Origin of the sequence: Alkalihalobacillus phoenicis (genome assembly GCF_047302405.1) — a bacterium.
Lineage (GTDB): Bacteria > Bacillota > Bacilli > Bacillales > Bacillaceae_D > Alkalihalobacillus.
In genome coordinates this window covers 3274478-3287584 of record NZ_CP154853.1, presented here as the reverse complement: position 1 = coordinate 3287584, position 13107 = coordinate 3274478, and the positions used below count along the sequence as shown (strand labels likewise).

10 protein-coding genes are annotated in these 13107 nt (G+C 37.8%); all 10 read left to right on the top strand.

What is annotated here, in order from left to right; genetic code table 11:
- Positions 1-94 precede the first annotated feature (94 nt).
- The 10 genes from AA0017_RS15470 to AA0017_RS15425 all read left to right on the top strand — a co-directional run bounded on the left by AA0017_RS15470 (position 95) and on the right by AA0017_RS15425 (position 12972).
- Positions 95-595, top strand: coding sequence for a hypothetical protein (locus AA0017_RS15470; RefSeq protein WP_413375857.1), 501 nt, complete (start codon positions 95-97; stop codon positions 593-595).
- Between the two features lie 98 nt (positions 596-693).
- Entirely contained in the window at positions 694-1110 is a 417-nt protein-coding gene (locus AA0017_RS15465) for a hypothetical protein (protein WP_413375855.1), read from the top strand.
- A gap of 708 nt (positions 1111-1818) precedes the next feature.
- The gene (locus AA0017_RS15460; protein ID WP_413375854.1) at positions 1819-2931 is read left to right on the top strand and encodes a sugar ABC transporter substrate-binding protein; all 1113 of its coding nucleotides are present in this window, start codon (positions 1819-1821) and stop codon (positions 2929-2931) included.
- A 599-nt stretch (positions 2932-3530) separates the two neighbouring features.
- Positions 3531-5051 (top strand): ATP-binding cassette domain-containing protein, encoded by a 1521-nt coding sequence (locus AA0017_RS15455; protein ID WP_413375852.1) that lies wholly within the window; start codon positions 3531-3533, stop codon positions 5049-5051.
- Between the two features lie 12 nt (positions 5052-5063).
- Entirely contained in the window at positions 5064-6236 is a 1173-nt protein-coding gene (locus tag AA0017_RS15450) for a sugar ABC transporter permease (protein ID WP_413375850.1), read from the top strand.
- A gap of 245 nt (positions 6237-6481) precedes the next feature.
- Positions 6482-7462: a sugar ABC transporter substrate-binding protein gene (locus tag AA0017_RS15445; RefSeq protein ID WP_413375848.1), complete on the top strand. Its 981-nt coding sequence runs from the start codon at positions 6482-6484 to the stop codon at positions 7460-7462.
- Positions 7459-8922: a sensor histidine kinase gene (locus AA0017_RS15440; protein WP_413375846.1), complete on the top strand. Its 1464-nt coding sequence runs from the start codon at positions 7459-7461 to the stop codon at positions 8920-8922. Before AA0017_RS15445 ends, AA0017_RS15440 begins: the two co-directional genes overlap by 4 nt.
- Positions 8897-10438, top strand: coding sequence for a response regulator (locus AA0017_RS15435; protein WP_413375844.1), 1542 nt, complete (start codon positions 8897-8899; stop codon positions 10436-10438). Before AA0017_RS15440 ends, AA0017_RS15435 begins: the two co-directional genes overlap by 26 nt.
- A 31-nt stretch (positions 10439-10469) precedes the next feature.
- Positions 10470-11567: a D-xylose ABC transporter substrate-binding protein gene (gene xylF, locus AA0017_RS15430; protein ID WP_413375842.1), complete on the top strand. Its 1098-nt coding sequence runs from the start codon at positions 10470-10472 to the stop codon at positions 11565-11567.
- A gap of 1012 nt (positions 11568-12579) precedes the next feature.
- Positions 12580-12972 carry a RidA family protein gene (locus tag AA0017_RS15425; RefSeq protein ID WP_413375840.1) on the top strand — a complete coding sequence of 131 codons (393 nt, stop codon included), beginning with the start codon at positions 12580-12582 and terminating at the stop codon, positions 12970-12972.
- Positions 12973-13107: the final 135 nt, after the last annotated feature.

Sequence of the window (13107 nt, the reverse complement as noted above, 5' to 3'; positions counted from 1 at the left end):
AGACAAAGTTGAAACTTCTTGATATATTTTACCATATATAGGTATATGATAAATATTAATAGTTTAGAAAGGTCAGAACAAGGAGGGATTATTTTTGATAGTAACATATAGGAATTTTCTTTTATTAGTGTTAATGGTTATTTTTATTAGTGGCTGTACAAACTTAGAGCCCGAAAGTAGTAGAGAGCTACCAGAGGATTTTGATTTTAGCCTCATCTATGGAACATACGGAAAACAAAAAATAGATACTTATAATCATACTGTTATAAAAGACCTTATAGAAAATGGAATAGTGGAAGCTGATATTCCTTTAACGGAAGAAGAAATGAAGCAGATATACAATGAGATGATCAAGATAGATATAATGAGTGACCTGAATTTGGAAGGAGATAAGCAATGTGACGTTGAACCGCCTTCCATATCAGAGTGGACGATTCAAATAAATAATGAGATAAATAGCTTTGCATATGGTAATTATTGTGAACATCCAGAGGTTATTTTAGATTTAATCGAACTTGAAGATTTTATACACGAAATCGTTTCTTCTAAAGATGAATATAAAGCATTACCAGAAGCAAAGGGATTTTATGAATAGGACGTTATCTATACATGGGTATTAGGGGGACGATATTTAATGGTTAACATTAAACAAGTTCCAAATTTTTTTAATACTATTATATAGAGGGTGTATTTATGAAAAAAAATCTTAAATGGGCCATTTTTGCCGTAATGATGATGATTATTGGAGCTATTATTGCAACTATTATCGGTGCTATAGCTCTCATAGGCGTTATATATCCTTCAGGTGAAATAACGGTCACGATAGAGAATCAAACCGATCAAGATATTGAAGGGCTAATGATTGCATTTACTAACAACATTTCAGATATTGAATTACCTCCAGTTGAACCTGGTGAAGAGTATAGCTCAGATGTGAAAACAGTAGCTGATGATTTTTATGAAGGCTCAATTGAGTTAATCTATGATAGCTATAGTGAAACAATTGTTGGATATTTGGGCAGAGGTTATGGAGGAACAGTAGAGGTCATCATTGAGTCAATAGATGAAGAAAATCAACTTAACACTCGAATAACCAATAATGTGAAATAATTGAAGTAGTTCAATTCAAGGCAGCGAAAATAAGCATCGCTGCCTTGAATTTTTTCTGGCTCTCTCAAAATTAACCTACCGCAACCTACACTTCTTATCGAACCAGTTATTGTCCAGAAGCCGCCCTCGTTAATAAGCCGAGCTAACCGGAATTCGGCATATATCAAGAAGCGCTCTCTCCTTATAAGCCAAGCTAATCAAAATTCGACATAATCTCAGAAGCTGGCCTTGTTTATAAGTCGAGCTAATCAAAATTCGGCATATATCAAGAAGCCGGCCTTGTTTATAAGCCGAGCTAACCGGAATTCGGCATATATCAAAAAGCCGGCCACGTTGATAAGCCGAGCTAACCAGAATTCGACGTATATCAAGAAGTCGCCCTTGTTTATAAGCCGAGCTAACCAGTATTCGGCATATATCAAGAAGCCGCCCTTGTTTATAAGCCGAGCTAACCAGTATTCGGCATATATCAAGAAGCTGCCTCTCCTTATAAGCCGAACTAATCGAAATTCGGCACATACTCAGACTCCACTCCTCATTTTAAGCCGAGCAATGATGTCTGTGAAATTCCCCACGTATTTAAATGAAATAAATAAAAAAGTACAGATAATGTTAAAAGAGTGCTATTTGTTAGCGTTTTCATTACACTCCTTGCTATATATAATTTAGCTGAAAGATAATAAAAAAGGGCTTGAAAGGGGAATGTTAATGAAAAGTTCGTGGAAGTTAGTTACGTATCTACTAGTTGTTTCAATGGCTACAATTATGCTCGCTGCTTGTGGAAGTTCTGGAACAAGTAGTAGTGGTGGTGTGAGTGTTGGGATTGTTTTACCTACAAGGGATGAGCCAAGATGGGTACAAGACGAACAAAGATTTAAAGATGCTCTAGCAGACTCTGAATATACAACCGAGATTTTATTTAGCCAAGGTTCTTCTGCTAATGAAAAAGAGAATGTGGAAACGTTACTTAATAGAGGAATTGACGTTCTAATTATTGCTCCTCATGATGGGGCAGCTGCAGGTTCTTCTGTAGAGGCTGCTAAAGCAGAAGGGGTTACCGTCATTGCTTACGATCGTCTTATTACAGAAACAGATGCGGTTGATTATTATGTAACATTCGACAGTGTAGCTGTAGGTGAGGCACAAGGTCAATATTTAATTGAAAATGCTCAAGGCACAAACGTTCCATTATACCTTTATGCGGGGGCCTCTTCTGATAATAACGCCTTCTTGTTCTTTGAAGGAGCTTGGAATGTGTTACAACCTAAAATTGCTGATGGTACTTTTGTAATCGCTAACTCTAGTGAAGCTACTGCTTTACAAGATTCTCCTGAACTAACTCGTGAAGAAATGGGGAGAATTCTAGGGCAAATAACAACTAATTGGGATCCAAACGAAGCCATTAATAAAGCTCAAACACATTTAACGGCTGCAGGTGCCGACTTAAAAGGTGATATTGCTATCTTAGCTCCAAATGATGGTACGGCCCGTGCTATTGCTGATGTATTCTCCACTGATAGTGAGGTAACAAGCTATTTTGTTACTGGTCAAGATGCTGAGCAAGCATCGATTCAATATATAATCGACGGAAAACAATCGATGACAGTCTTTAAAGATGTTCGAACGCTAGTTGAGGATGCAATGGGGATGGCTGTTGACATTCTAGATGGAAATACACCAGAAACAACGGGCTCTTATAACAACGGTAAAGTCGATGTACAAGCAAAACAAACAGATGTCATTGTTGTAGACGAAGACAATGTGAAGCAAGAGCTGATTGACTCTGAATACTATGAAGCTAGTGAATTTACAGGATTATAAAAGAACACCGTGTTTGTAAGGAAAGGCAACTGAAAATGTCTCATTCTAACCTTTAACTGGGAAGAATCTCAATCGATTAGGTGATTCATTAGATGATCAATTATGGCTTCGACTGGTTTTTCTTTGACCAAAACGGAACGAGCGGAATGCCCGGAGACTCCTGCGGGACTTGTGAGGAACGGGAGACCCCGCAAGCGTTAAGCGAGGAGGCTCCCGACTCACCTGCGGAACGCGTAGGGCGTGCAGCGAGTGGAGTAAAGCAAAATGATAAGCCATATTCTAACGTTAGGAGTTTTTCAGTGGCCTCGATTAATCGTTAACGAGGCTCCCGACTCACCCGCGGAACGCGTAGGGTATGGAGCTGGCGGAGTATTGCTAACTAATGTAACCCTATTTTAACAAGTAGACAGTTTTTCAGTGGACTCACCCGCGGAACGCGTCGGGCATGCAGCTCGCGAAGTATGCATAACTAATGTAACCATATTTTAACGGATAGACCGTTTTTCAATCACCATTTTAAGAACATAGGGCTGTCTCGAAAAAGCCAACTTATAGGACAGTCCTGTGTTTATCGTGTCGTTAGCTTGGAGGGAATAATGATGAGCGAATATATCTTGGAAATGAATGATATATCAAAAGTTTTTACAGGTGTTAAAGCCCTTAGCAAAGTCAATTTCAAAGTGAAAAAAGGTGGAATTCACTGCTTAGTAGGTGAGAACGGTGCAGGTAAGTCTACTCTCATGAAAGTGCTTAGTGGCGTTTATTCTTATGGAAACTATGAGGGAGACATCGTTTATGAAGGCGAAGTTCAAAAGTTTAATAATATCAATGATAGTGTAAATAAAGGCATTGTCATCATTCACCAGGAGCTAGCTTTATTTCCAGATCTCACAGTTAGCGAAAATATTTTTGCTGGCAATGAGATTAAGCAAGGTGGGTTGATTGACACAAACAAAACGATAGTAGAATCGAAAAAATTGCTAAATAAGGTGAAACTTAATATTAAGCCAGAGGTACTTATCAAAGATTTAGGAATAGGTAGCAGGCAACTGATTGAAATTGCTAAAGCTTTAAGTAAGGATGTTAAGCTGCTTATTTTGGATGAGCCTACTGCTGCTTTAAATGAAAATGATAGTGAAAATCTGTTGAACCTTTTAAGTGAATTGAAAAAGGATGGCATCACTTGCATTATGATTTCTCACAAATTAAAAGAAGTGATTTCGATTGCTGATAGTGCGACCGTCATTCGTGATGGGCAAACGATAGGAACGTTTGACGCTTTAAAGGGAGAAATTACAGAAAGTAAAATTATTAAAAATATGGTTGGGCGTGAGATTGAGGATATCTATCCGAAAAGAGAAAAGAAGAATTTCGGGGAAAAGATTCTAGAAGTTAATAATTGGTCAGCCTATGACACTAATTTAAAGAGACAAGTAATAAAGAAAGCGGATCTTTATGTAAGAAAAGGTGAAATTATTGGTTTAGCAGGCCTAATGGGAGCTGGGCGGACAGAGCTTGCCCTCAGTATTTTTGGAAATGCCAAGTCGTATAAATGCCAAGGTGATTTAGTCGTCGATGGTGAATTAAGCGCATTCAAGCATCCGGTCGATGCCATTAATGCAGGGATTGCCTATGTTTCAGAGGATAGAAAAGGCGACGGGCTGTTTTTGATTCAAGACATCAAAAGTAATATATCGGCGGCAAATCTTAAAGGAATTTCTAAAAATGGAGTTATTAATCAAAATGAAGAAATAAAAATCGCCGATGTATACAAAAAGTCTTTAACGATAAAGGCTCCTTCCTTGGAACAAATTGTTGGAAATTTAAGTGGAGGTAATCAACAAAAAGTTTCTTTAGGAAAATGGCTTTTTGTGGGCCCAAAGCTTCTAATTTTAGATGAGCCGACTCGAGGGATTGATATTGGAGCGAAATTTGAAATTTATACCGTTATGAACAAGTTAATTGCCGAAGGGTTAAGTATCATCATGATTTCCTCTGAGCTCGGAGAAGTTCTAGGTATGAGTGATCGTATTTATGTTATGGCTCAAGGTGAAATCAAAGGCGAGTTGTCTGCACAAGAAGCTAACCAAGAAAAAATAATGGAGCTAGCTACGCAATAGGAGGTTAAACCAATGAAGTTATTTACCGAAGCAAGAACGTTAATTAGTGAAAATATCCGTGACTACGGAATGTATATTGCCTTACTTATTATTATTTTAACTTTTACCATTCTTACAGATGGCCTCTTTATTTCTTCTCGTAATATAAGTAATTTACTCGATTCTGCTGGATACATTGCTGTCCTAGCTGTTGGAGTTATGCTCGTTATCGTTATCCGCCATATTGATTTATCGATTGGATTTTTGGCGGGATTTTTAGGGGCTATTGCCGCTATATTACTAATGGAATTTGGTTTGCCAGTCTATCTTGTGATACCAATCATACTTATTATTGGATGTTTTGCTGGCTTATTCACAGGCTTTTTAGTAGCTAAAGTCGGTATTCCTGCTTTCGTTGCCACATTGGCGGGCTGGCTTATTTACCGAGGAGCGATCCTATTAGCAACAGAAAAAAGCGGAACAATCATTATTACGAATGATAGCTTTAATGCGATCGGCAATGGATATATCCCGTCGGTTATGCAAATAGGTGGATTGCATTTGCTTTCGTTAATTTTAGGGGGAGTAGCTATTGTCCTGTATATTTATAGTGCAATCTCTAATCGCAAAAACAAAATTAAGTATGATTTTGAAGTCGTTTCAAAGGAAATCTTTATTATATATTTAGTGTTAGTTTCTTCTATTATGGCTTGTATCACCTGGATTTTAGCAGGATATAATGGGTTCTCATGGACGGTCATTATTATGTTGCTCGTTGTGATCATCTACCATTTTATAACGACAAAAACGGTACTTGGAAGACATATTTATGCGGTAGGGAGTAACCCAGAAGCCGCTCATTTAAGTGGGATCAATGTGAAGAAAATTACCTTAATCGTATTTGGTTCAATGGGTCTATTATCAGCCCTTTCCGGGATTTTATTTACGGCTCGATTACAAGCGGCGACAACAACAGCTGGGACATTATTTGAGCTTGATGCAATTGCTGCGGCTTACGTAGGTGGCGTATCTGCAGCGGGTGGGGTTGGTAAAGTAACAGGAGCAATTATAGGTGCGATCGTGATGGCCTCGTTAACTAGTGGAATGAATCTTCTAGGAGTAGGAATTGCGTATCAATATATTATTAAAGGTGGAGTATTAGCCTTAGCAGTTATCTTTGATGTGATGACGAGAAGGAAAAGATAGTGATTTAAATCTATTTACTCTGAGCAGCAGCTTAACGAGCAAGCTTATTTCATAGAGTCTTATTTACAACTAAGATTATTATCAAAATGTCTTCCACTTGCTGATTTTGTGGAAGTCTTTTTCCTTTAGTTCTGATTTAGAAGGGGCGAGAAAAATTAAACTGATTGAACCTATGATATTGAACAATGGTAATATAGTGCTATGATGATAGTAGTTTTAGGCAAAATAAGAAAGGAACGAGCATCTTGAGAAAAAAGATAAAAATAGTGTTATTATATTCTATCTTTATTATTCTTTCTTATTATACGTATACATCAGCTGAAAAGGCATTTCGTACAGATTGGCAATTGCCTCAATCCATTAGTCAAGAAGAAAACCAGCTAAGACTTGTTCTCATCACTTATGACATGGAAACGCCATTTTGGGATAACGTAGGGAATGGTGCTCTAAAAAAGGCTAAGGATGCGGGAGTTAGCCTTGAAGTATGGGGGAGTTATGGGAATAATAAAGAAGATTTTTTGAAAAAATTTGAAATAGCGATTCATTCTAAAGTCGATGGAATTATTATTCAAGGACTTGATACAGAAGAATTTAACCAATTGTCTAAATTTAAAGCATCCTTTTATGGTATCCCGATTGTAATGGTGGCAAATGATGTCCCTATGACGGAAAGCTTAAGAAAGACGTACGTCGGTTCAGATCAATTTATGGCTGGTAAAATGATCGCTGAACAATTACTAGCTGATATGGGGACGGAAGGGAACGTCATTCTCATGTATGATAGTCAGCTAGAGCATTACCAAGAACAGCGATTGTTAGGAATTCAAGATATCCTCCTGAATTATCCGAATATTCAATTGATACATGCGGAAACAAATGATACGAGGGAGCAAGTAATTACAACGACACAAGAAATAATGAATCAGGTACCAGATGCCGATGCCTTTATCGTATTAAATGCCAATATGTTAGGGGGAATGCATCAAGAGATCGGGAGGCGTTCCCAGATGGAAGCATACTTTATCTATTCGTTTGACGATGGACCGGAATCTATGTATCTTTTACAAAATGGAATGCTTGATGGAATGATCCAACAATCTCCAGAAATGATGGGAGAGCTGAGTGTTGAATTAATGCTAGAGTGGTTAAATGGCGAAACCGTACCGTTAGACATTGAGGGTTACTTTACGGACATATTTAATTTGAAAGCGACAGACGTGCAATGAATAAAATTCAAAAGAAGATTTTGATGATAACATCAGTCGTTCTAATTATTATGGTCGTATTTTGGATAACGCTTACATTATTTAGTCATCAAACCCAGAGTCAATATAATGAAATTTTGCAACGGTATTTAAGTATGAATGAAGTGTCAAGAGCAAGTCAGCAGGTGCTTACTGACTTAAACAACTATATGATCTTTTCATCAATTGAAAATTTAGAAAAGCTTGAAGAAAGTAAAGAGCAGGTAGAAAGTGCGAAATACGAGATTTTCAAACTCAGAAATACGGAGAATAATTTTTCGATCACGAATTATATTCATTTGATTGAGAGTTTTATCGAGACAACCGATCGTCTGTTACTGTTTCAAGAAGAAAAGGATACAGAGGCCTCAGCTAAGGAATTTTCGGAAGCTAATCGTATTTCTAATTATATATCCGAAATGACCCTTTCATTAATTGATACAGAGCTTAATACGTATGACAGGTTCTATCGGGGCATTATCCAACAATCCGAAGAATTTATTAAACTAGGCATCTGGTCGTTGCTTTTGATTTCATTCATCCTCCTAATCGTGACGTATTGGTTTTCATTAAGTATTATAAGGCCAGTTCAGAAGTTGACGAAAGCGGCTAATGAATTATCAAAAGGAAATTTTGACTTACAGATTAAAGTCGACACCAATGATGAAATTGCGTTTCTAGCGAGAACATTTGACCGGATGCGTAGCAATATTAATAACTTAATTTTAGAAATAAAGCATAAAGCCGGACTAGAGAGGGAGCTCCAACAAAATAAAATCCTCCTACAAGAAAGTCAATTTCGGACGTTGCAAAGTCAAATAAGTCCGCATTTTTTATTTAATACACTTAACACGATTTCTAAGAAGGCTTATTTAGAAGGCTCTGAGGAAACGAGTGATTTACTTGTAAGTGTAGCTGGGTTGCTCAGGTACAATTTAAAACAAATAGACAGAGCGGTGACCGTAGAGGAAGAAGTCGCCGTTATTAATCAATATATGCATATTCAAAAAGCGAGATTTACAGAGCGATTGCAATTTTCTTTTGAAATAGATAAAGAAGTCCTTCATGTAAGAATTCCTCCATTAACGTTGCAGCCAATTGTGGAAAATGCTGTTATCCATGCAATCGAGCCAAAAGAGGATGGTGGTCTTATTTCGTTTCGTGTCCGCGATGATAGTGAGCAGGTAGTGATCGAAATTGAAGATGATGGTCAGGGGATGGCAACAGAGAAAATCAAACAAATTTTAGATGAAGAAATGAGCCCATCACAAGGTCACTCTACGGGGATTGGATTTAGTAATGTCGTAAAGCGTTTGCGTCTCTTTTATGGCTATGAAGATGTGATAGAGATTGAAAGTGAACTAGGTAAAGGGACAAAAGTGGTGATAAAAATAAGAAAGCAGGGAGGGGAGAGCGATGCTAAAGCTCCTAATCGTGGATGATGAAGAGATCGAACGTAAAGGAATGGAAGTCATATTAAAGAAAAATTTCTCTGACATTGTGATAGAGCAAGCGAAAAATGGCAAAAAAGCAGTTGAGATGGTTCAAAACAATCGGTTTGATTTAATCTTAATGGACATTAAGATGCCAGGAATGAACGGTCTAGAAGCGGTTGAAAAGATATCGGAACTTCAACCTCAGAGTAAATGTATCATGGTCACAGCCTATGATACATTTGAATATGCTCGTAAGGCTATTCAATTAGGGGTTAAAGATTATTTGATTAAACCGAGTAAAGCAAGTGAAATAGTTGAGACAATTGGACGAGTGTTAAAGGAAATAAGAGATGAACAGATTTCACTTGTAGCGACAGAGAGGCAAAGAGAATCATATGAAAAAACATTATCATTAGTGGAAACGGATGTCGTCACACAGTTACTATTTGATCACGTACATGAGGTCCATTTAAATATGCTTGTTGAAATGTTAGACATTCGATCGACGAATGAGATGTTTGTTATGGTCATTATGGTCCCACAACGGTCTGAACATTTATATTCGGCTGTAAAAGAAAAAGTGAGAGAAACGAGAAGTGGATGGGTTGGTGCCTTGTACGGAAATCAACTACCACTGATAATCTTTCGTGAACCAGATAAATCATTTCGTTCTCAAGCAATCATACTGGCTCGGAAGATTCTTCAGATAGAGAAACAAGAACATGAAGCAGGATGGTTTATCGGAATTGGAAGTGTCTGTCATTCATTAGAACAAATCCGACAATCATATCAGGATTCTTTAAATGCTACAATTGATACAGCGATGACTGTTAAATATCGCTTTTTTTCAGATGTGCCAGCATTTGATGGGGTTGAAGACGAACAATGGGTGAAGGTTCAAATCAGAGAGCTAGCTGATTTTATTCGTCTTGGTCAATGGGAACAAGCTAAGCTGAAAATAATGAATATGGTTCAACATTACGAGCAAGGTGGAACGGATTTGCTACACACACAGCAAGTCATATTAAGGTTGCTTTGGAGCGTCTCTAGGGTGTTAAGTGATATCGGAGTAGAAGTAGAGATTCCGCTTTATTCATATCAAACGAGCGAATATCGTCAATTACGCTTAGAAACAGGTCAGTTGCTTGAGCGAATGAGGATTTCATACGTCGATCATTATGACAGACTAGAGGCTGATACGATTCATCAGATTAAACAATACATTATCGATCATTCCCATCAAGACATTTCATTGGAATCGTTAGGGAGAAAAGTAGGCTTAAGCCCTATTTATATTAGCAAGATGTTTAAAGAGAAATTAGGGATTAATTATATTGATTTCCTAACAGAATGCCGAATTGAGAAGGCGAAAAAAATGCTTGGAGATCCAGAAAAAAGCATCAAAGAGATTACATTTGAAGTCGGCTATCATGAACCGAATTATTTTAGTAAAGTATTTAAAAAAATATGCCACGTTTCTCCAAAAAACTATCGGAAGACATTGCTTGGCAAAAGAGACTAATACTATTTTGATGAAAAAGGGGCGAAAGCCGATGAGAAAGGTGTTTCATCAAGGGTTACTGCTTCCCTTTATCTTGTTCTCTATTTTTATAGTTACAGCATGTGTTAGTGATGAACATAGTAGGATATCAAATAATGTTCCGGATTTAATAGAAGATAATACGGAGGGGATAAGCGATTCTCCTGAAAAGAAGATTAAAATAGGCTTTTCAATGGACACATTAGAAGAAGAACGTTGGCATCGAGATCGGGATTTATTTCAAAGGGCATTAGAAGCATTAGGGGCAGAAGTGGAAGTGATGAATGCCAATGTGGATGATGCGATACAAATCTATCAGGCTGAAACATTAATTAGCAAAGGGGTTGATGTTCTTGTAGTCGTTCCTAATAATGCTGAAGCGACCGCAGCTATAGTGAACAAAGCACATATGTCAGGCATTAAAGTTCTTTCTTATGACCGTCTTGTAAAAAACGCAGAAATTGATTTATATGTTTCCTTTGATAACGAGATGATCGGGGAGTTACAAGCGGAGGCTATCACGAACTTAGTACCAAAGGGGAAGTATGTCTATATTGGAGGAGCGGCTACGGATAATAATGCTCATTTATTAAAAAAAGGAGCTTTTAATGTGTTGCAGCCTTATATTGAGCGAGGGGATATTACGATTGTGTATGATCAATGGACAGCAGATTGGGATCCAGCAAACGCCTTCGTTAATATGGAAGAAGCACTAAAAGCAAATCATAATCAAATTGATGCCGTTATTGCGGCCAATGATAGCACAGCAGGAGGAGTGATTGAAGCCCTAGCCGCACAAGGGTTAGACGGAAAGGTACCAGTTGCAGGACAAGACGCTGACCTTGCAGCTGGTCAACGGATCGTAGAAGGAACCCAAACGATGACGGTCTATAAACCAATTATGACACTGGCCACAGAAGCCGCCGAACTTGCCGTCATGCTAGCAAAAGGTGAGAATATCGAGGCGATCAGGAGAATTAATAATGGAAAAATTGAGGTTCCTTCTATCCTGCTCAATCCGATCTCAGTCGATAAACAAAATATTGACCAAACGATTATTGCAGATGGTTTTCATTCTAAAGAAGATATATATAAGAATGTAGAAGAGTAAGGGTGTTTATATTGGTGATTTTAATAGAATGATATATTTCTAAAAGAGAAAGAGCAGACCGAAACGCGTCGTCAAGAGAGAGAAAGCGAATCATAGGAAGGCAATGAAGTCGAAAGAGAGTGATGGTGAGCCGCAAAGGGAATCAAAGAGTGGGAATGAAGCTCGAAGCCGTTGAACAAAAGCCGCAAAGGGAATCAAAGAGAGTCAATGAAGCCCGAAGCCCTTAAATAAAAGCCGCAAAAGGAATCAAAGAGAGTCAATGAAGCCAAAAGCTGTTGAACAAAAGCCGCAAAGGGAATCAAAGAGAGTCAATGAAGCCCGAAGCCGTTGAACAAAAGCCGCAAAAGGAATCAAAGAGAGTCAATGAAGCCAAAAGCCGTTGAATAAAAGCCGCAAAGGGAATCAAAGAGAGTCAATGAAGCCAAAAGCCGTTTAATAAAAGCCGCAAAGGGAATCAAAGAGCCGCAATGAAGCCAAAAGCTGTTGAACAAAAGCCGCAAAGGGAATCAAAGAGAGTCAATGAAGCCAAAAGCCGTTGAATAAAAGCCGTAAAGGGAATCAAAGAGAGTCAATGAAGCCAAAAGCTGTTGAACAAAAGCCGCAAAAGGAATCAAAGAGAGTCAATGAAGCCAAAAGCTGTTGAACAAAAGCCGCAAAGGGAATCAAAGAGAGTCAATGAAGCCAAAAGCCGTTGAATAAAAGCCGTAAAGGGAATCAAAGAGAGTCAATGAAGCCAAAAGCTGTTGAACAAAAGCCGCAAAAGGAATCAAAGAGAGTCAATGAAGCCCGAAGCCCTTAAATAAAAGCCGCAAAAGGAATCAAAGAGAGTCAATGAAGCCAAAAGCCGTTTAATAAAAGCCGCAAAGGGAATCAAAGAGCCGCAATGAAGCCGAAAGAGAGCTCGACGAATTTCTTTATACTTATCTTGATTTTGATAACTTAGTCTCAAGTTGAGAATGTTTATTTGTAATAATGAAGTTAATTAAACTATTTTGCAAAGGATTGATACTGTATGAAATTGACAAGAAACCCTGAGACTATTCACAAACCTGTTGCACCTTATGTACATCAAATTGAAGTTAGCGGTCCAAATAGATGGCTAACTTTATCTGGTCAAGTAGGAATGGAGGTAGATGCCACAGTTCCAGAAAGCCCTTTAGACCAGTTGGAATTAGCACTAAAGAATATTGAAAGAAACCTTGTGGCTGCTGAGATGGATGTTAATGACTTAACAAAATTAGTCTTTTATTTAGTCGGCGACTTTGAGGCAAATCAAAGAAAGAAAATAATTAATGATTTTCTTGGAGAACATCTACCTTGTACAACGCTGATTTATGTCGTTGCCTTAGCCGCACCTATATTTAAAGTTGAAATTGACGCATGGGCGTGCAAAGAAATCGAATGAATTAAAAACTCTTTTTTAAGGTTAGTATAGGCATTTTTTCATCAGGAAGAGATGCTTTTTTCTATGGTTAAAACGCTGAAGTTGGACGTAGGGATGATAGGTTTTTATACAATAAATAGAATTTTTGTATAAAAT

Coding starts and splice junctions, on each gene's coding strand:
- AA0017_RS15465 (WP_413375855.1), top strand. CDS start 694: ATGAAAAAAAATCTTAAATGGGCCATTTTTGCCGTAATGATGATGATT.
- AA0017_RS15435 (WP_413375844.1), top strand. CDS start 8,897: ATGCTAAAGCTCCTAATCGTGGATGATGAAGAGATCGAACGTAAAGGA.
- AA0017_RS15455 (WP_413375852.1), top strand. CDS start 3,531: ATGAGCGAATATATCTTGGAAATGAATGATATATCAAAAGTTTTTACA.
- xylF (WP_413375842.1), top strand. CDS start 10,470: ATGAGAAAGGTGTTTCATCAAGGGTTACTGCTTCCCTTTATCTTGTTC.
- AA0017_RS15460 (WP_413375854.1), top strand. CDS start 1,819: ATGAAAAGTTCGTGGAAGTTAGTTACGTATCTACTAGTTGTTTCAATG.
- AA0017_RS15450 (WP_413375850.1), top strand. CDS start 5,064: ATGAAGTTATTTACCGAAGCAAGAACGTTAATTAGTGAAAATATCCGT.
- AA0017_RS15425 (WP_413375840.1), top strand. CDS start 12,580: ATGAAATTGACAAGAAACCCTGAGACTATTCACAAACCTGTTGCACCT.
- AA0017_RS15440 (WP_413375846.1), top strand. CDS start 7,459: ATGAATAAAATTCAAAAGAAGATTTTGATGATAACATCAGTCGTTCTA.